Origin of the sequence: Streptomyces sp. NPDC056948 (assembly GCF_042674225.1) — a bacterium.
Lineage (GTDB): Bacteria > Actinomycetota > Actinomycetes > Streptomycetales > Streptomycetaceae > Streptomyces > Streptomyces purpurascens.
This window is the reverse complement of record NZ_JBHUQX010000165.1, coordinates 1-18925: the sequence shown is the minus strand read 5'-3', so window position 1 is coordinate 18925 and position 18925 is coordinate 1. Positions and strand designations below refer to the sequence as shown.

17 protein-coding genes and 2 pseudogenes are annotated in these 18925 nt (G+C 72.4%); 11 read left to right on the top strand and 8 right to left on the bottom strand.

Translation table 11 applies throughout. From position 1 onward, the window contains the following. Positions 1-258, bottom strand: a 258-nt coding sequence (locus ACFTZL_RS21915) for an STAS domain-containing protein (protein WP_382585269.1), incomplete at its 3' end; no start/stop codon positions are given. 105 nt (positions 259-363) lie between these two features. Here ACFTZL_RS21915 and ACFTZL_RS21910 point away from each other — a divergent pair. Next, positions 364-696, top strand: a complete 333-nt coding sequence (locus tag ACFTZL_RS21910; RefSeq protein ID WP_382585267.1) for a MarR family transcriptional regulator — start codon at positions 364-366, stop codon at positions 694-696. 175 nt (positions 697-871) lie between these two features. On the opposite strand, the gene ACFTZL_RS21905 is transcribed toward ACFTZL_RS21910, so the two are convergent. Next, positions 872-2095 carry an aromatic acid exporter family protein gene (locus tag ACFTZL_RS21905; RefSeq protein ID WP_382585265.1) on the bottom strand — a complete coding sequence of 408 codons (1224 nt, stop codon included), beginning with the start codon at positions 2093-2095 and terminating at the stop codon, positions 872-874. A gap of 285 nt (positions 2096-2380) precedes the next feature. Between ACFTZL_RS21905 and ACFTZL_RS21900 the strand changes: the two are divergent. Further along, positions 2381-2581, top strand: a pseudogene (locus ACFTZL_RS21900) (DUF4235 domain-containing protein); the annotation flags it as partial. A 224-nt stretch (positions 2582-2805) separates the two neighbouring features. On the opposite strand, the gene ACFTZL_RS21895 reads toward ACFTZL_RS21900, so the two are convergent. Then, positions 2806-5268, bottom strand: a complete 2463-nt coding sequence (locus ACFTZL_RS21895; protein ID WP_382585262.1) for a SpoIIE family protein phosphatase — start codon at positions 5266-5268, stop codon at positions 2806-2808. A gap of 245 nt (positions 5269-5513) precedes the next feature. On the opposite strand from ACFTZL_RS21895, the gene ACFTZL_RS21890 reads away from it, so the two are divergent. From ACFTZL_RS21890 to ACFTZL_RS21865, 6 genes are all read left to right on the top strand, one after another. After that, complete coding sequence (locus ACFTZL_RS21890) at positions 5514-6863, top strand: MFS transporter (RefSeq protein ID WP_382585259.1); 1350 nt, start codon at positions 5514-5516, stop codon at positions 6861-6863. Positions 6864-6885: 22 nt separating this feature from the next. After that, complete coding sequence (locus tag ACFTZL_RS21885; protein WP_382585256.1) at positions 6886-7545, top strand: response regulator transcription factor; 660 nt, start codon at positions 6886-6888, stop codon at positions 7543-7545. 26 nt (positions 7546-7571) lie between these two features. Further along, positions 7572-8963, top strand: a complete 1392-nt coding sequence (locus tag ACFTZL_RS21880) for an ATP-binding protein (RefSeq protein WP_382585253.1) — start codon at positions 7572-7574, stop codon at positions 8961-8963. Next, positions 8960-9964, top strand: coding sequence for a TAXI family TRAP transporter solute-binding subunit (locus ACFTZL_RS21875; protein ID WP_382585250.1), 1005 nt, complete (start codon positions 8960-8962; stop codon positions 9962-9964). The genes ACFTZL_RS21880 and ACFTZL_RS21875 overlap by 4 nt, the downstream gene beginning before the upstream one ends. Before the next feature lie 55 nt (positions 9965-10019). Further along, on the top strand, positions 10020-10964 hold the full coding sequence (gene sigJ / locus ACFTZL_RS21870) for an RNA polymerase sigma factor SigJ (RefSeq protein ID WP_382585247.1): 945 nt from the start codon (positions 10020-10022) through the stop codon (positions 10962-10964). Positions 10965-11066: 102 nt separating this feature from the next. Further along, complete coding sequence (locus tag ACFTZL_RS21865) at positions 11067-12278, top strand: NAD(P)/FAD-dependent oxidoreductase (RefSeq protein ID WP_382585244.1); 1212 nt, start codon at positions 11067-11069, stop codon at positions 12276-12278. 22 nt (positions 12279-12300) lie between these two features. On the opposite strand, the gene ACFTZL_RS21860 is transcribed toward ACFTZL_RS21865, so the two are convergent. Beyond that, positions 12301-12915: a TetR/AcrR family transcriptional regulator gene (locus tag ACFTZL_RS21860; protein WP_382585241.1), complete on the bottom strand. Its 615-nt coding sequence runs from the start codon at positions 12913-12915 to the stop codon at positions 12301-12303. A gap of 70 nt (positions 12916-12985) precedes the next feature. Between ACFTZL_RS21860 and ACFTZL_RS21855 the strand changes: the two genes are divergently transcribed. Then, positions 12986-13579 carry a peroxiredoxin-like family protein gene (locus ACFTZL_RS21855; RefSeq protein ID WP_382585238.1) on the top strand — a complete coding sequence of 198 codons (594 nt, stop codon included), beginning with the start codon at positions 12986-12988 and terminating at the stop codon, positions 13577-13579. Positions 13580-13616: 37 nt separating this feature from the next. On the opposite strand, the gene ACFTZL_RS21850 is transcribed toward ACFTZL_RS21855, so the two are convergent. Next, positions 13617-14957 (bottom strand): hypothetical protein, encoded by a 1341-nt coding sequence (locus ACFTZL_RS21850; RefSeq protein ID WP_382585235.1) that lies wholly within the window; start codon positions 14955-14957, stop codon positions 13617-13619. Between the two features lie 114 nt (positions 14958-15071). Between ACFTZL_RS21850 and ACFTZL_RS21845 the strand changes: the two genes are divergently transcribed. After that, complete coding sequence (locus ACFTZL_RS21845) at positions 15072-16304, top strand: molybdopterin-dependent oxidoreductase (RefSeq protein ID WP_382585232.1); 1233 nt, start codon at positions 15072-15074, stop codon at positions 16302-16304. 316 nt (positions 16305-16620) lie between these two features. On the opposite strand, the gene ACFTZL_RS21840 is transcribed toward ACFTZL_RS21845, so the two are convergent. The 3 genes from ACFTZL_RS21840 to ACFTZL_RS21830 are packed head-to-tail and all read right to left on the bottom strand — an operon-like array spanning position 16621 to position 18700. Further along, on the bottom strand, positions 16621-17385 hold the full coding sequence (locus tag ACFTZL_RS21840; RefSeq protein WP_382585229.1) for a class I SAM-dependent methyltransferase: 765 nt from the start codon (positions 17383-17385) through the stop codon (positions 16621-16623). Then, entirely contained in the window at positions 17382-17999 is a 618-nt protein-coding gene (locus ACFTZL_RS21835) for a DUF2064 domain-containing protein (RefSeq protein ID WP_382585226.1), read from the bottom strand. Before ACFTZL_RS21835 ends, ACFTZL_RS21840 begins: the two co-directional genes overlap by 4 nt. After that, positions 17996-18700 carry a glycosyltransferase family 2 protein gene (locus tag ACFTZL_RS21830; protein WP_382585224.1) on the bottom strand — a complete coding sequence of 235 codons (705 nt, stop codon included), beginning with the start codon at positions 18698-18700 and terminating at the stop codon, positions 17996-17998. The genes ACFTZL_RS21835 and ACFTZL_RS21830 overlap by 4 nt, the downstream gene beginning before the upstream one ends. Positions 18701-18822: 122 nt before the next feature. On the opposite strand from ACFTZL_RS21830, the pseudogene ACFTZL_RS21825 reads away from it, so the two are divergent. Next, a pseudogene (locus ACFTZL_RS21825) lies at positions 18823-18925 on the top strand (DNA-binding response regulator); the annotation flags it as partial.

Genomic DNA, 18925 nt, shown 5'->3' with positions numbered 1-18925 from the left:
CGTCGAGTCCGCGAAGGTAAGGCCGGAGGCGTCCAGGATCACCTTCGGATGCTTCCTGGCCGCGGTCGTCAATGCGTCTGCCAAAGGCGTGATCGAGTGCATGTCGAAGGCGCCTTGGGCGGTGACGACCCAGGCCCCGTGCCGTTCGTATTGACGCACCGCAGGCTCTTGCGAAGCATGCTCGGCGGCCTGTTCCGGCAACGGCTTCCCGCTGGTGTTGCTCATGAGCTTCGGCATGACGGCCTCGTCCGAGGGCACGTTGAGGCTCCTTCCGCGGCTCTCCCTCACGGGAGCACGTCATTCGTTACCTGAAAAGTATGTCATGTATCTGTGTTCGGACAACAGCCTCGTAAAATGCCGAGCATGGTTGGAGTGCCCGAATCACACACCGGATGGACGTTCATCACCAGCCACGCACGCGTGCTGGCAGCCATCGCCGACAATCCGAACGTCCGAGTCCGTGACATCGCCGCCCACTGCCGGCTCACCGAGCGCGCCGTCGCGCGGATCATCGCCGACCTTGAGCAGGACGGCTACCTCTCCCACACCCGCGACGGGCGCACGAACACCTACCGCATCGAACCGGACAAGGTACTGCGCCACCCGGCCGAAGCCGGCCTTGCCGTGGCTGCCCTGCTGTCCCTGCTCGTGCAGGACGAGACCGAACGCATCAGCAAGCCGGTCGCTCAGCAGTAACACTTGGTGAACGCCAAGGCCGCGAGGCAAGGGTGAAGCGCTCCACCGGCTCTCCCCGAGCGGGTAGGCAGGCTCCTGAACTGCCCGAGCCTCGGTACACAGCACACAGGAGACCGGACCGCGACCGCTGACAGGGCGAACCGGTCAGCAGGCCGGTGCGAAGCACGCGCCGGCCTCAGCCGTGCTCGCTTGCCGCGGCTTCGTCGACGCCGTGCTTGAGCACGTCGCAGGTGTACTGGAACTCATCCGTCAGCCGGGCGGCCTCGGCCATGAGGATGCCGTACGGCTGGGCGGGATCGCTGAGCGGGAGGGAGCCGGCGCGGGCTTCGTCCTCCAGCCGGTCGCGGCATTGCTGAGCCTGCCCGGCGGCTTCACACAACTGCTGGGCCTGGTCCTGCAGATGGTCTTCGTCGACCTGGCTGAGCAGCTCGGCGATGTGGGCGAGGGAGGCCAGGAAGTCGCCGTAGGAGCGGGCGAAGTCGACGTAGCCCCGGCCGGCGTCGGCGGCGTGCCATTGGTCGAGGCTCCGGGTCATGGAAGCCACCTGCTGGGAGACGCGTTCCAGGGCGTTGACGACGGCCTGGTAGCCGTCGAAGGACGTGCGGTGGCGATGACGGCGCCACAGGCGCCGGGGGTTGTAGAAGGTGCTCTCCCAAGCGGTGTGAACCGAGGACTGGGCCTGCTGCACGATCGGTGCCAGGTGGGAGGCGCGCCGGCGCCAGTGCCGGGTGCGTTCCTCTTCCAGCTTCCCTTCGCGAAGGGCCGGGTACATGTCGCCGACCAGGTCGCACAGCGAGTGGGCGAGAGTGTGGACGCCGTACTCGGCGCTGCGGTAGCGCAGGGGAGGCAGCACCAGCGTGTTCACCACGACGCCGACGCCGCAGCCGATCAGCACGAGCACGATGATCTGCCCGAGCTGGGACCAGCGCTGTGCATCGCTGGTGGCCGCCACGTAGGTGGAGAAGGCGAAGAACGCCGCGGTGGCGACCTGGGGGCCCTGGGAGCCCAAGGGCCGCCACCGTCCGATGGCCAGGGCCGCCAGCGTCACCAGCACGAACGTGAGCAGGTGAGGGCCGGCCAGCAGGCCCAGCACACCCTGCAGTCCCACGCCCACGACGACCGCACCGACGTAGCGCAGGGCCTGCACCAGTGACTGGTACACGGTGACCTGCATGATCAGCACCGCGGAGAACGGCGCGAACGCCGGCGACTGCGCGGCCATGACATCGCGCGCGATCACCCATGAGACGGCGGCCGCGAGGGTGCTCTTGCCGATGAGGGCCAGAGTGTGCCGCTCGTGCCCATCCGAAGCGGCCCGGCCGAACCACCGCCTCACCCGGTCCAGCCGACTCTGGGATGCCGCCTGTAGACGCTGCGCTCCTGCAGCGACTTCGCCCATCTTCTCTCCCGTTCTCGCTCCGCCATTGCTGCCGGGCCACGGGGTACCCCGAGCGGGCCCCGGCAGACTGAAGCAGTGCCGGACCGTGGAGTACGACTTTCCCGATGAGGGACGTCGCCGCGCTGCGGGAGAAGGTACGCGACCTCAGCATCGCTCCAGCGGACGGTCTGGGCGGAACAATCGCTGCCCGCGGGGCCGTCTGCCTGAGCCGGGGCCCATCGCGTGTCGACGATGCCGCCCGTCACGGCGATGACCTCACCGACCGTGTAGCCGGAGTCGGCGTCGGCCGGCGGGCTGTTCAAGCAGGTCTGGAAGCGGCTCGGGCGCGAAGAGGACGCCCCCGACGCAACCGACGAGGTACGCGCCTGGCGTGAGGTCATACTGGCAGCCGTCCTGCAAGGAGCGATCTTCGCCGGTGTCAAAGCCGCCGTCGACCGCGGCGGCGCCGCCGCAACCCGCCGTCTGACCGGCACCTGGCCCGGCTGACCCGCTCCCCGGCGTCCGCCTCCGCACCCGGCCTGCCTCATCCAGCCCGAGCGGATGCACTCCGCTCGGATCATCAACACGTGGGCTGTAACGGGGCTCGCTGTCCGCATTCCACGAGAGCTGCACCGTGTGTCAGATCGGGTACAAGGCCTCGCGGCACGGCGCGGTCCGGATTCGCATCCACGGACACTCCGCTCGCAAGAACGTCCCCCGGCACGGCCCGATCACGTCGTGGCCGGTCCCGAGTCGCCGGTCGACAGGGCCTGTTCCGCCCAGATGGTCTTCCCGCGGCGCGCGTGGCGGGTGCCCCATCTCCGGCTGAGCTGGGCTACCAGGAGCAGGCCGCGTCCGCCTTCGTCGTAGGTGAGGGCTCGGCGGAGGTGCGGTGCGGTGCTGCTGGAGTCGGACACCTCGCAGATCAGGTGGCGGTCCAGGATCAGGCGCAGTTCGATGGGCGGCTCGGCATGGCGGATGGCATTGGTGATCAGTTCGCTGACCACGAGTTCGGTGACGAACGCGTCCTCTTCCAGGTTCCACTCCTGCAACTGCCGGGTGACGCTGCGCCGGACCCCGGCGACCTCGGACGGTTCCGGAGGTACGTCCCAGGTGGCCACATGGCCCGAATCCAGGGCCTTCGTCCGGGCCAGCAGCAGCGCCACGTCGTCGGCCGCGCGGTCCGGGAGCAGGGCCTGCAGCACGTCGTCGCAGGTGCTCTCCAACGAGGATCCCGCTCGGGCCAGCGTCTTGAGCAGGTCGTCGACCCCCTGGTCGATGTCCCGCCCGCGCGCCTCGACGAGACCGTCGGTGTACAGCGCGAGCAGGCTGCCTTCGGGCAGCTCGATCTCGGTCGCCTCGAACGGCAGGCCGCCCAGCCCCAGGGGCGGCCCGGCGGGAAGATCGAGCAGAAACGGTTCGCTGCCGGGGATGAGCAGCGCCGGCGCCGGATGGCCCGCGCGCGCCACGCAGCAGCGTCGGCTGACCGGGTCGTAGACGGCGTAGAGGCAGGTGGCGCCGACGTCGGCGGTGGCGCTGCCGGGGGCGTCGTCCTCGCCCTCGGCCGAGAGCCGGTCCACCAGATCGTCCAGGTGCGTCATGAGCTCGTCGGGCGGGAGGTCGACGTCCGCAAGGGTGCGCACGGTCGCGCGCAGCCGCCCCATGGAGGCCGAGGCCTGGATCCCGTGCCCTACGACGTCGCCGACGACGAGGCCCACCCGGGCGCCGGAAAGCGGGATGACGTCGAACCAGTCGCCGCCCACACCGGCCTGCGCGCTGGCCGGCAGATAGCGCGAGGCGGTCTCGACCGCGGGCTGCCGGGGATGTCCCTGCGGCAGCAGGCTGCTCTGCAGGGTCAGCGCCGTGGTGCGCTCCCGGGTGAAGCGGCGGGCGTTGTCGATGCTCAGAGCGGCACGGGCGGTGATCTCCTGCCCCAGGAGCAGGTCGTCCTCCGTGAAGGGTTCCGGACTCCGGTGCCGGGTGAAGGTGGCCACGCCGAGCGTGATGCCGCGGGCCCGCATCGGCACCGCCAGGACCGAGTGGAAGCCGAAGCGTCGTACCCGTTCCGCCCGCTCCGGGGCCTGGCTCTCCCACTTGGCCACCCCGGCCGGGGTCACCTCGTGGATCAGGGGTTGTCCCGAGGCGAGGACCTCGGCCGCCGGCGACACATTCGGGTAGACGGCGACCGTACCCAGCTCCACCACGGCTTCGGGGCAGCCCGGAAGCACCGACTGGTTGGCCACCCGGCGCAGCATGACCGGACTGGGCAGGGTCATGGCGCGCAGTTCCTGGTCGTCCTCGATGTCGGGGAGCAGGTCCACGGTGACGAAGTCCGCAAGCTGCCCGACGGCGACGTCGGCCAGTTCCTGAGCGGTCTGGGTCAGGTCGAGGGTGGTGCCGATGCGGACCCCGGCCTCGGCGACCAGGGCGAGGCGCTGCCGGGCCAGGTGCTCCTCGGTCATGTTGTGGGCGGACAGGAGGACGCCCTGAACCATGCCGCCGGGGTCGTTGACCGGCGCCAGCGTCACCGTCCACAGACTCTCCCGCCGGTCGCCGGAGAGTCGCAGGGCGGCCCGCAGGTGCTGTCGTTCGCCGGTCACCAGGACCCGCCGCATCAGGTGCTCGGTGCGGTCGCTCTCCGCGTCGAGGACGATCTCCGACACCCGTAGCCCGCGCATCTCGGCTTCGGACAGGCCCATCACGCGTTCCATGTCCGTATTGGCCCGCAGCAGCCGCAGCCGTGTGTCGTAGAGCGCCGTGGTGCACGGGGACTGGGTGAGTGACCACCCGAGCAGGCTGTCCTCGTCGAGCTCCGTGCGGGAGCGGGCGACCGGCGAGACGAGAAGCCACTCATGGCCGTGGCCGTCGCCGGAGGGGTCCCGCTCACGGCGATGGGCCAGCAGACTCACCCGGACGAGGCGGCCGTCCCTGTGGCGGAGGTCCACCGAGCCGTTCCACCGGCGTAGTCCCGTGAGGGAGCGCAGCGTGCCGGTGGGCGGCTCGTCGGCGAGCAACACGGTCGCGGAACGGCCCGTGACCTCCGGCTCCCGGTACCCCAGCAGCCGTCGTGCGCCTTCGCTCCACCCGGTCAGCCTGCCGTGGGCGTCCACGACCGCCCTGGCCGTTGCCGCCTCGCCGTCGGACTTCACCCGCTCCGCCCCCGGCTCGTCCCCGGTGATTCCCGGTTGCGTCATCGCGCCATCCTGCACAAAACAGCACCGGACCCTGATCGCTATGCACGGTATTGAGTGCAAACCAGGATAATTGAGTATTCATCCGTGGTCACCAGCTCAGCGGATCTCCGCGCTCACCGCCGCCGTGCCGATCATGTGGCTCGGGGAAGCCCTAAGGGACTGTAAGGACTTGGCTCCCGACATTGAGCGGCCCTGTCAGCGCCGTCGACTCTGTGTGCTTCCGGGCCGCAGACAAGGGAGTTCCGATGGCCACACAGACCACAGCCGAGCGTGCGCGAAAGCCGCGTCGTGGCGAACGCAGAGTCGTCAGCAACATCGTGCGCGGATCGATCGGCAACCTGATCGAGTGGTACGACTGGTACGCGTACACCGCCTTCAGCGTCTATTTCGCGTCCGTCTTCTTTCCCTCCGGCGACCAGACCGCGCAGCTTCTGAACACCGCCGCGGTGTTCGCCGTCGGCTTCCTGATGCGGCCGATCGGCGGCTGGATCCTGGGCCGCTACGCCGACCGCCGTGGCCGCCGCGCGGCGCTGACGCTGTCGGTGACGCTGATGGCGGCCGGTTCGCTGATCGTCGCGCTGACCCCGTCGTACGGCTCGATCGGGGTCGCCGCGCCGATCCTCCTGGTCATGGCCCGGCTGTTGCAGGGGCTGTCGGTGGGAGGTGAGTACTCGACCTCCGCCACCTATATGTCCGAGGTGGCCACGCCCGGCCGCCGCGGCTATTACTCGAGCTTCCAGTACGTCACGCTCATCGCCGGCCAGCTCACGGCGCTCGGCCTGCAGATCGTGCTGCAGCAGGTGCTCAGCCCCGAGCAGATGGGGTCCTGGGGCTGGCGGATCGCGTTCGTCGTGGGTGCCGCGGGGGCCGTGATCGTGCTGTGGCTGCGGCGCGGCATGGACGAGTCCGAGAGCTTCGAGCGCGCCGCGTCGGAAGGTGACAAGGAGCAGGACGGCCCGGCCCGGGGCAGCCTGCGGCTGCTGCTGTCCTACCCGCGCCAGTGCCTGGTCGTCGTGGGCCTGACCATGGGCGGCACGCTGTTCTTCTACACGTACACGACCTACCTGCAGAAGTTCATGGTCAACACCAGCGGCATCGAAAAGCCGACGGCCGCCTGGATCAACTTCTTCGCGCTGCTCGTGTTCGTCCTGCTCCAGCCGGTGATGGGGCTGCTCTCCGACCGGGTGGGGCGGCGTCCGCTGCTGATCGCGTTCGGGGCGCTGGGCACCGTGGTGGTGGTGCCCTCGCTCACCCTGCTGTCGCACACCAGCGACCCCGTGTACGCGTTCCTGCTCATGGTCGGGCCGCTGGCCGTCAGCTCCCTGTACACCTCGATCAGCGCGGTGGTGAAGGCCGAGCTGTTCCCGACCTCGATCCGGGCGCTCGGCGTCGGCCTGCCGTACGCGCTGACCGTGGCCGTGTTCGGAGGGACCGCCGAGTACATCGCCCTCTGGTTCAAGAAGGCCGGACACGAGAACTGGTACTTCTACTACGTGACCGCCTGTGTCCTGATCTCGCTGCTCGTCTACATTCGGATGCGCGAGACCTCCGACGCGTCGCCGCTGGACGAGGACGTTTCCCGGTCTCGCGACTGACGAGGCGGGAAGGGAGGCAGCGGTGCGGGTGCTGCTGGCCGAGGACGACGACGGTGTGGCGGGCGCGCTGACCGAGGCCCTGTACGACAACGGCCACACGCCGGCCAGGGTGAAGCGCGGCGAGGACGCCCTCGCCCGCCACCGGCAGGCGGACCTGCTGCTGCTCGACCTCGGCCTGCCCGACCTGGACGGTCTGGAGGTGCTGCGCAAGCTGCGCGCGGTCAGCCCCCTGCCGGTGGTGGTGCTGACCGCGCGGGGCGACGAACGGTCGGTGGTGCGCGGCCTGCGGCTGGGCGCCGACGACTACCTGGTCAAGCCGGTCCGGCTGGCCGAGCTGCTGGCCCGCATCGACGCGGTCGCCCGGCGGGCCGCGGCGCCCTCGGCTCAGGCGCCGCGCACGGTGCGTGCCGGGGACGTCGAGGTCGACCTGGACGCCCGCCGGGTGCTGGTCGGCGGCGCGGAGGTGCGGCTGACCACCAAGGAGTTCGAGGTCCTCGCCGCGCTGGCGGCCCGGGCCGGCACGGCGGTCAGCCGCCAGCAGCTCATGGACGAGGTGTGGGGCGACGCCTTCCTCGCCGTGTCCCGCTCGCTCGATGTGCACCTCACCCAGGTGCGGGCCAAGCTCGGCCGCCCCGAGGTGCTGACCACCATCCGCGGCTTCGGCTACCGCTTCGGCGACTGAGCCGGTTCTCACGGCAGGCCCTGTTCATGCGCACCCGTGTCCTCACCGTGGTCCTGGCCTTCGCGGTCCTCGCCGTGGCCGGCTTCGCCGTCCCGTTGCTGGCCGTCACCTCGGCGCAGCGCACCCAGCAGCTCGTCGCGGCGCGCACCGCCGACCTCGACCGTTTCGCCGGGCTGGCCGAGCAGGCCGCCGAGAGCGACGACACCGGCGCGCTCACCGCCGACGTGCGGCGCTACACCGAGCTGTACGGCGAGGCCGTCGTGGTCGTCGACGCCCGCCGCGCCCCGGTGGTGCAGACGGGCGGCCTGCGCGCCGCAGACCCGGCCGTCGCCCGGCTCGTCGACGCGGCGCTGCGCAACCAGCCCGTCTCGCCCGGAGGGACGCTGCGGCCCTGGTCCCGGGCCGACCGGCTGCTCGCCCGTCCCGTGGGCACCGGCACCAGGGTGTCGGGCGCCGTGGTGCTGCGCGCCTCGGTGCGGGTCGCAGCGGACGACATCGCCCTGCGCTGGACGCTCGTGCTGGCCGGCGCCGGTCTGTTCGCCGTGGCCTGTGTGCTGCTCGCCCGCCGGGCCACGCAGTGGGTCGTACGGCCGCTGCACCGCCTCGACCGCGCGGTCGGCACCCTGGCCGCCGGGCTGCCGCCCGAGCACGCGCGGGCCGGCGGCCCGCCGGAGCTGCGGGAGCTGGCCACCGGCTTCAACCGCATGGCCGACGGGGTCACCACCGCGCTGGAACAGCAGCGCCGGCTCGTCGCCGACACCTCGCACCAGCTTCGCAACCCCCTGGCCGCCCTGCGGCTGCGCATCGACTCGCTCCAGCCCCACCTGCGCACCTCCGCCACCCGCACCTACACCGGCGTGACGGCCGAGCTCGAACGCATGGAGCACCTCCTCGACGACCTGCTGACCTTGGCGAACGCCGAGCACCGCGCCGGCGAACTGGCCGTGACGGACGCCCGGGAGTCGTGCTGCGACGCGACGGCGGTCGCCGCGGCCCAGGCCCGGCTGTGGCAGCCGGTGGCCGAACAGGCCGGAGTCCACCTGGAGTTCGTCCCCGGCCCCGCCGTCCTCATGGCCTGCTCGGAGGGAGAGCTGGCCCAGGTGGCCGACATCCTCTTCGACAACGCGATCAAGTACGCGGGGAACGGCGCCCGCGTGGAGGCACGCTGCCTCACCGAGGGCCCGGACGCGGTGCTCGAGGTGCAGGACGACGGGCCGGGCCTCGCGACCGGCGAACTCCCCCGGGCGGGCACCCGCTTCTGGCGCTCGGAACGTCATCGCGAGGTACGCGGCAGCGGCCTCGGTCTGGCGATCGCCGAGCGACTGGTGGCCGGTCACGCCGGACAGGTCGAGTTCACGGCGGCCGAACCGCACGGTCTGCGCGTCCGGATCGTGCTCCCGAAGGGGCGCACGGCATGACCGGCTCCGCCAACCCCATGGGCCGCCGCACCGCCCTGCGCGCCGCACTCGGCGTGGCGGGCACCGGCCTGCTCGCGGGCTCCGCGGCGGCCGACGCACGGCACGCGGACCGCGGACCGGAGGGAGAGCTGCGGATCGCGACCGGCGAGACCGACGGTTTCTACACGGCCTTCGGCCGACTGCTCGCCGCCCAGGTCACGGCCGTCTACCCGCGGCTGTCCTGCGAGGTGGTCACCAGCGAGGGCAGCGTGGACAACGTACGGCTGCTCCAGGCCCGCCGGGCCGACGTGGCACCGGCCCTCTCGGACATCGCGTGGGCGGCGTACAGCGGCACCGCACCGTTCGACCGCCGCGTCCCGCTGCGAGCGATCGGCCGGGTCTACGAGAACTACGTGCAACTGGCCGTGCGCTCCGACGCCCTCATCCACACGGTGACCGACCTGGCGGGCCGCACCGTCTCGCTGGGCGCGGCCGCGTCCGGTGGTGCGGTGCTCGGCGACCGGCTGCTGCGTGTCGCGGGCCTGACCCCCGGCACCGACGTTCAGGTCCGGCATCTGCTGATGCCGGAGGCGGCCCGCGCGATGCGGGCCGGAACGATCGACGCCCTGCTGGTCGCCGGGGGCGTCCCGCTCCCCGTGCTGTCCGGGCTCGACACGGATCCCGGCATCCGGCTGCTGCCCCTGTCCGGCCTGCTGCCCCGGCTGCGCGCCGGCCTCGGCCCGGCAGGGTCGGGCCTGGAGGCGGTGTCGGTGCCGGCCGGGGCGTACCGGAAGACCCCCGAGGTCCCCACCATCGGCGTCGCCAACCTCCTGCTCTGCCGCCCTGACCTCCCTGCCCCCGTCGCCGCCGCCCTCACCCACGTCCTGGTCCGCCGGGCCGCCCGCCTCGTCCCCGCCCCGGCCCTCGGCACCCAGTTCCTCGACGCCCGCAGCCTGATCTCCACGGGCGCCGTACCCCTGCATCCCGGGGCGGTCGCCGCCTACCGCGAACTGCACGGCTAGCGACGCCGCTTCGCTTCTGTCCCTCAGCAGCCGCGCGCGGGCTAGGATCTTTGCCATGGCCCTGACCATGAACGACGTGGACCGGTTCGAAGCTGCCAGGCCCCGCCTGGAGGCCATCGCCTACCGTCTCCTCGGTTCCGCGAGCGAGGCCGAGGACGCCGTGCAGGAGACCTTCCTGCGCTGGCAGGCCGCCGGCAGCGACCACATCGAGGTCCCCGAGGCCTGGCTGACGAAGGTGCTCACCAACCTGTGCCTCAACCAGCTCACCTCGGCCCGCGCGCGGCGCGAGACCTACGTGGGCCAGTGGCTCCCCGAGCCGGTGCTCGCCGGGGACCCCATGCTCGGCCCGGCCGACACCGCCGAACAGCGCGAATCGCTCTCGTACGCGGTCCTCGCCCTGCTGGAGCGCCTCTCCCCCAATGAGCGGGCGGTGTACGTGCTGCGGGAGGCGTTCGGCTACCCGCACCGGGAGATCGCCGAGATCCTCGACATCACCGAGGCCGCAGGCCAGCAGATCTTCCACCGCGCCAAGAAGCATGTCGCGGACGGCAGGGCCCGCACCGAGGTCGACGAGGCCGCCGCCCGGCGGGTCGTCGACGAGTTCCTCGCGGCCGCCACCAGCGGCCGGACCGAGCCGCTCGTGCGGCTGCTCACCCAGGACGCCATCGCGGTCGGCGACGGTGGCGGAAAGGTCCCGGCCCGCGCCAGGGCGTTCGAGGGTGCCCTCGCGGTCGCGAAGTTCATGCGGGGGCTGTTCAAGCCCGGCAAGGCGAAGCGCGACCTGGTCGGCGGCTCGCCCGACGTCTACGCCACGACCGCCAACGGTGGGCCCGCCCTCGTGGTGGTCCTCGACGGCCGGGTCATCGGCGTGATGTGTCTGGAGATCACCGCCGAGGGCATCGCCGGGTTCCGCAACCAGGTCAACCCCGACAAGCTCGAGCGCGCGACCAGGCGGTGGGCGGCCACCGACCACGGAGATCCCCTGCTCACGGTCTTCTGACACTGCCGATGACGATGTGACGTGCTTCACACCACGTTCCTGTCAGGAAACGGCGGGCCGCCCGGTTCAAGGGGCAAGTCCCGCTCGAGACAGGAGTCCGAAATGCAGCACCGCATCGTCGTCCTCGGAGCCGGCTACACCGGAGCCATCGCCGCCGGCCGCCTCGCCAGGCGGCTGCACCGCGAAGACGTCGCCATCACCCTCGTCAACGCCGAGCCCGACTTCGTCGAGCGGGTCCGGATGCACCAGCTCGCGGCCGGCCAGGACCTCACGCCCCGGCCCTTCAGCGAGATGTTCGCGGGCACCGGCGTCGAGCTGAAGCTCGCGAAGGTCACCGGCGTCGACGTCGACCGCAGGACCGTCGCCGTCGTCGACGCGAGCGGCCCCGGGGAGCCGGAGACCGAGGAGCTGGAGTACGACACCCTCGTGTACGCCCTCGGCAGCGGCTGGAACGACCAGGGCGTCCCCGGCGTCGCCGAGCACGCCCACCAGATCGCCGGCCGCCCCGGCGCACTGCGGTTGCGCGAGCGCCTGGCCCGCCTGGATGCCGGAGAGTCCGTGGTCGTCGTCGGCGGCGGCCTCACCGGCCTGGAGGCCGCGACCGAGATCGCCGAGGCCCGCCCGGACCTCGACGTCGCCCTGGCCGCCCGCGGCGAACTCGGCGACTGGCTCTCGTCCAAGGGCCGCCGGCACCTGCGGAAGGTCTGCGGCAAGCTCGGCATCACCGTCCACGAGAACTCCTCCGTCACCGGCGTCGGGGCCGACCACGTCACCACCGCCGACGGCGAGACGATTCCCGCCGCCGCCACCGTGTGGACCACCGGCTTCGCCGTCCACCCGATCGCACAGGCCACCACCCTGGACGTCGACGACACCGGGCAGATCCTGGTCGACGGGACCATGCGCTCGGTCTCGCACCCGGACGTGTACGCCGTCGGCGACGCGGCCCTGGCCATGGGCCCCGGCGACAAGCCGCTGCGGATGTCGTGCGCCTCCGGCACCCCCATGGCATGGCAGGCCGCCGACGCCATCGCGGCCCGCCTGACCGGCGGGAAGCTCCCGAACGTGCCGCTGCGCTACTTCAACCAGTGCATCTCGCTGGGCCGCAAGGAAGGCCTGATCCAGTACGTCACCGCCGACGACCGCGCCGTCCGGGCGGCACTGACGGGCCGGTTCGCCGCCGCCTACAAGGAACTGATCTGCAAGGGCGCGGCCTGGGGCGTCGCCAACCCGATGATGGGCCTGCCGAGCCGCCGCCGCCACGTCGTAGCGCAGCCGGCCCGGGCGGGCTCGCCGGTCCGGACAGCGGCCTGACGCGCACGGCGGCTCGACGGCCTCATACCCCGAGGCCGTCGAGCAGCAGGGCGAGCCCTCCCAGGAACTCCTGGTCCGCGCCGATGTTCCGGGCGTCTCGCGCGGTTGCGGTCATGTGGGGGAAGTCGGCGGGCGGCAGTTCGGTGATGGCTGCCGTCCCCGGGCCGGACAGGGGCCCGAGGTGTTCCAGTTGAATCGCCCCGATGACGTAACCGAGCAGGCCGCGCAGGGCGACGACCCGACGCTCGCCCTCGATCCCTGCCTCGGCGAGGACGGCGGTCACCGTCTCCGACCAGCGCAGCACTCCGAGGGAGTGGTGCCGGTGGGTGATGGTCAGGGGGACGACCGCCGGATGGGCGCCCACGGTGTCGCGCAGACGCCGCGCCATGACCTCGATCCGCTCGCGCCATGACGCGTCGGGACCCGGGGGCTCGGTGTCCACGGCGTTCAGTACGAGCTCGACGACGAGCCGTTCGAGCTCCTCGCGGTCGTGCACGTAGCGGTAGAGCCCCATGGTGCTCATGCCGAGCTCCTGGGCGACGGCGCGCATCGACAGCCCGGCGAGCCCGTCGCGGTCGATGACGGCGAGGGCGGCCGAGGCGAGCTGATCGGGGGTGAGGGAACGCGGACGTGGCATGACGGTTGACAGCGTACGGCATACGCCTACGCTGGTAGGCGTATGCCGTACGCCAACGGAGGGAACGTCCATGCGCCTGTCCCGTAGTCCGGTGGAGCCCGGGTCCACCGTGAACGCACGCACTCTCACCGCTGTCTCCGGCGAGGAGGTCGCCGTTCCCGACCCCGACCGGCTGATCCACCTCCAGTTCCGGCGGTTCGCCGGCTGCCCGGTCTGCAACCTGCATCTCCGCTCGGTGATCCGGCGGCACCAGGAGATCGAGGCCGCCGGTGTACGCGAGGTGGTGGTCTTCCACTCGCCCGCCGAGGAACTGTCGCCCCACACGACCGATCTCCCGTTCGCCGTCGTCGCCGACCCCGGCAGGCGGCTGTACACGGAGTTCGGTGTGGAGCGGTCGCCCCGCGCCCTGCTCAGCCCGCGGGCCTGGGGACCGGTCGTCCGGGCGATCCTCAGCGGCGTACGGGAGGTTGCCCGCGGGCGGGAGCACCTGCCTTCGACCAGCCCGCACGGCGGTCGGCTCGGCCTGCCCGCCGACTTCCTCATCGCGCCCGACGGCCGCGTCCTCGCCGCCAAGCACGGCGAGCACGTCTACGACCAGTGGTCGGTCGACGAACTGCTGGAACTGGCTGCCCGCACGCCCCGTACAGATCCGGCGGGCCGGTGACCGAAGGGCGCGTCGTCGCACACCAGGGCGTACGCGGTCACCACCCGGTGAACAGCAGATGGTTGAGCAGCAGCGCGAGCAGAGCCTGCGCGGTGAGCCAGGCACGTGGGCGGGGCAGGAACGCGCACGCCGGGAGGAGCCACCCCGCGAAAGGGAGCCAGATGCGTTCCGTCTCCGCCTTGCTCATCCCGGACAGGTCGGCGACCAGCAGGGCGAGGAGCGCGGCGGACACCAGGAGCGCGAGGCGGGCTTCGGCGGCCCGGTCGGGGGTGTCGGCGCGGCGGTGGAGCAGCACCGCACCCGTCCGGCGCAGGCCCGCCGCCGTCGCCAGGCCCGTGATGAGCACCGTGCAGGCCAGGTTGGCCCACACCCAGTAGCCGTAGGGACGGATGCCGCCCGCGCCCTGGTGGTAGCGCGTGACCAGCAGGTGGTACGCCTCCCACCAGTCGAACCCGGCGAGCGTGAATGCCGTGGGAACGACGGCCAGTCCGGCGAGCAGCGGCACCAGCAGGGCGGGGCGCTCCCGGATCCCGTGCCGGCCGAGCACCAGTACCGCCGCCGCGATCAGCGCGACGAGGGTGAGGCCGTACGACAGGTAGCAGGTCAGTCCGAACAGCAGCCCCGACGCGGCCGCCCACCGGAGCGACCGTCTCGTGACCGCCAGCGCCAGCAGCGCCACCGCCCACGCCGCCACTGCCGCGAAGTACGCGTCGGCCGAAGTGCCCATCCACACGGCGGCCGGTGCCAGGACGAGGTAGGGGGCCGCCCTGCGGGCGAGCGCCTCGCCGGCCAGGACACGGATCGTGACCAGCACGGCGACGCAGGCCGTCGCCCCGGCGGTGACGCACCACATGCCCGCCCAGCCACCGCCCCGCAGCCCGGTCCGGTCCAGCAGGACGAAGGTGAGTGTGGCCGCGGGCGGGTGGCCGGCGACATGGGCGGGCCAGTTGTCGGGGGAGTCGAGAAGGATGTGGTGGGTGAAGTCCCGCAACGCCGCCGGGATGTCGTCGAAACGGTCGATGACCTGGAGGTACTCGTGGCGCGTGGTGAGGCTGCGGGCGATGCCGCGGTGCCATCCGTCGATCAGGGCGAGGGAAAAGATCCACGCCATGGCCGTGCCCCAGGCGGCGGGCAGCAGAGCGCGCCAGGGGAGACGGGCCGCGAGGGTGGGGCCGTAGGCCACGGTGGCGATCGCGACCAGGAGGGCCGCGGGAGTGCCGGGGCCCGCATGCGGGCCCCAGGACGCCAGTAGGGGCGGCCAGTCGACGAACAGGGTGCGGCTGGTGCCCTGGATGTGGCGGCCGATCAATACGGCCGCCGTCACGAGCAGCACGGCGGCCCCGGCGGCGTACAGGTCACGGCGGAGGGAGCGGTTCACAGTCGGAACGCTAGGTCGACCGGGTGGGCGCGTGCCGCTGTCCGGGCCGGACGTCAGGGTTTCGTCATGGGTCGCGCACCCTTTCCCGGGGTGCTCCGGGCCTACCGTCGGGACATGCGAGACGACCCACGGCTTCCTTCCTCACCGGGCTTCTGGCGCAGCCCGCTGCGCGGCCCCTGGTTCACCTCGGTGCTGGGCCTCGTGCTGCTCGTCGGCATCACTGTGCTCTTCGTGACGGGGCTGGTCTCGTACGCCGCCTACAACCCGGGCCTGTCGGCGGTGAACGACAAGACACCGGACAAGGGGATCCTCGGCTTCTACCTGTTCGCCTGGCCTACGCACCCGCACTGGCTGTACCGGCTCAACCAGGGCGTCCACGTCACCCTCGGCGTCACCCTGATCCCCGTGCTGCTGGCCAAGCTCTGGTCCGTGGTGCCGAGGCTGTTCGCACTGCCTCCGGCCCGCTCGCTCGCACACGCCCTGGAGCGGATCTCGCTGCTGCTCCTGGTGGGCGGCGCGCTGTTCGAGTTCGTGACCGGTGTGCTCAACGTGCAGCTCGACTACGTCTTCCCCGGTTCCTTCTACCCGCTGCACTTCTACGGAGCATGGGTGTTCTTCGCCGCCTTCGTCGCCCACGCCCTGCTGAAGACGCCCGCGGCTCTGCGCAATCTGCGGCGCCTTCGAGAGGAGAAGAACGACCTCGTGACGCCGCGTCCCGCCGAGCCGACCGTCTCCCGGCGGGGTGCCCTGTGGTTCGTCGGGGGCGGCTCGCTGCTGCTGTTCGCGACGACGGCCGGGCAGAACTTCGACGGTCCGCTGCGGCGCACCGCCCTCCTCGCACCCCACGGCGGCGGTGAACCCGGCAGCGGCCCGAACGGGTTCCAGATCAACAAGACCGCCGCGTACGCCGGGATCGACGCGGCCGAGACGGGCGAGGACGCGTGGCGGCTCGCCGTGACGGGGCGGACGGGCACCGTCCGCCTCAGCCGTGCCCAGCTCGCCGGACTCTCCCTGCACAGCTCGGCGTTGCCCATCGCCTGTGTGGAGGGCTGGTCGACGTCGGACCAGTGGTGGCGCGGGGTGCGGCTGCGCGACCTCGCGGCGCTCGTCGGGTACGACGACGACCCGCCGGACGTGTTCGTCGAGTCCCTTCAGGCACGCGGCGCCTTCCGTAAGGCCGCCCTGCGCGCCAACCAGGTGGCCGACGCGCGCTCCCTGCTCGCCCTGTACGTCAACGGCGAGGACCTGTCCCCCGACCACGGCTACCCGGCGCGGATCATCGTGCCCGCGGCGCCCGGTGTGCTCAACACCAAGTGGGTGGCCCGGATGACGTTCGGAGAGCTGTGATGCGGCGGCTGCGGATCCCGCTCGGAAGCCCCTTCCAACTCCTCTTGCTCGCCTGCTCGTTCGCGCTCGCCGCCTACGCGGGGGTGCGGCTGCTCGCGGACGACTGGTTCGGTGTGGCCCTGTGGTTCGTCGGTGCGGCACTGCTGCACGACCTCGTGCTGCTGCCGTTGTACGCGGCCCTGGACCGGGCGGTCGTACGAGGGCTCGGTGCGGTCCGCCGCCGGGAACGGACGATGTACGTGCGTGTACCGGCCGCCCTCTCCGCTCTGTTGCTTCTCGTGTGGTTCCCGCTGATCGGCGGCATGGTGGAGGGGCGCTACCGGTCCGCCACCGGCCTGCCGGCGGACGTGTTCCTCGCCCGCTGGCTGCTGATCACCGCCGTCCTCTTCGGCGGCTCGGCGCTGCTGCTGGCGGTGCGCCTGACGCGGGTGCGCAGGGCGGTGAAGCGCCGTCCGCCGGCCGTCCACTGACCGGCCCGCGTCCAGCCGCGGGCGTACCGGAGCAGGGCGGGCGTGCCGAGTCGCGCCCAGGGGAAGGGGTCGCCGGCGCCGTGTGGCTGCGTGAGGTCGACGACCCGTACCTGGGCGCGTTCGTCGATGTCCACCGGGGCGGTCTCGGCGATCAGCAGGCCGCCGGGACACAGGAGTTCGGCCACCCGGTCCAGCAGGGCACGTGGGTCGCCGCCGATGCCGATGTTGCCGTCCATGAGCAGGACGGTGTCCCAGCGGCCCTCGCCGGGCAGCGGCTCGAACACCGAACGCCGCAGCGCCTGGCCTCCGAGCCGCACCGTCCGGTCCACGGCGGCCTCGCTGACGTCGATGCCGAGGACGGCCCGGCCCCGGGCGGCGAGCTCCGCGACCAGCCGCCCGGGCCCGCACCCCACGTCCAGCACGGTCCCCTCGCACCGGTCCAGCACGTCCCGGTCGACGGCGTCGGCCCGGGCACACCAGCGTTCCACCTCCAGCGGCAGCAGCCAGCCGTCGGAGCGGCGCAGGAACAGGGGCCCGTGGCCGGCACGCAGGGCGGCGGCGTAGGGGTCGGCGGCCGCCCAGGCAAGGGCGGTGGCGGGCGCGGTGCTCATCGGGGGACGGCCGGCGCGTACCGGGCCAGCCGTGCGGCGAACCGGCCGTGCGGGGCGAGCGCGGCGACCGCCTCGGCGTCGGCGGCGGTGTCGACGTCCCGCAGCCGGGGCAGGTCCCGTACGCGCAGCCCGGCGTGGACGAGCCGCTCGCGCTGGACCGCTCCGGTCACCGGTGTGGACATCGGGACGCCGCGCAGCAGGGCGGGATCGGGATCGGCCAGCCCGAGGGCCCAGAAACCGCCGTCCTCCGCCGGGCCGAACCAGGCGTCGCCCTCGCCGAAGCCGACGGTGAGCAGTTCGGGCGTCACCTGGGGCGTGTCCATGCCGATGAGCAGGGCCGGTCCGGTACACCGCGCGAAGGCGTCCGCCAGCCGCTCGTCCAGTCCGCCGGCGCACTGCCGTACGACCTCGAAGCCGGCCGGCAGCCAGGGGCCGGGCTCCCCGTCGAGGACGAGGAGCCTGCGGTCGGCCGGGGTCGCCACGACCGCGTCCAAGGTGTCGGCGAGGGACGCCTCGGCGAGGGACGCGGCCTCCTGGGGCGTGAACGGCGGGGTGAGCCTCGTCTTGACCCGACCGGGGCGCGGTTCCTTGGCGATGACGAGGAGTGTGGTCACCGTGCGTCCCTTTCGACGGCCGGAGCCGCGCCCGGCGCTTCGGCCAGGACGCGGCTCATGTCCCGTACGGCCTGCCAGGTGCCGCGCCACGTGCCCGTCACCTTCGAGGCCCCGGTGCGCGGCAGATACGGCACGTCGTACTCGGCGATCCGCCAGCCGGCGTCGGCCGCGCGGACCACCATCTGGAGCGGATAGCCGCTGCGCCGGTCGGTGAGGCCGAGAGCGAGCAACGGCTCGCGGCGGGCGGCGCGCAGGGGACCGAGGTCGCGCAGGCGCAGCCCGGTGCGGCGGCGCAGCATCCGCGCGAGCGCGAGGTTGCCGGCACGGGCGTGCGCCGGCCAGGCGCCCCGGCCCCGCGGGCGCCGCCTGCCGAGCACGAGGTCGGCCTCGCCCTCGCGCACTCGGCGCACGAAGGGGACGAGGAGCGACGGGTCGAGGGAGGCGTCGCAGTCGCAGAAGCACACCACGTCGGCGGTGGCGGCGGTCAGCCCGGCGTGGCAGGCCGCGCCGAAGCCCCGGCGCGGCTCGCTCACGACGGTCGCGCCGAACGCGCGGGCGACCTGTGCGGAGCCGTCGGTGGAACCGTTGTCGACGACGAGTGCGCGCCAGCCCGGCGGGATCCGTTCGAGGACCCAGGGCAGGGCCTGGGCCTCGTTCAGGCAGGGCAGCACCACATCGACGTCGGAAGGAGTCGTCGTCACGGTTTCACCCTACGAACACGAATCAGGCATAACGGACTGCCGCTCCTTACGAAACGCGGACGTCGGCGGCCACGAGGCCTCCGGACACGGCATCGTCGGCGGCCCGGTGCCAGGCTGGAGGCATGCAGCAGCCCCATCAGCACGAGGAGACGCCCGACGGGCCCCCGCGGATCCTGGTCGTCGACGACGATCCGACCGTCGCCGAGGTCGTCGCCGGGTATCTGG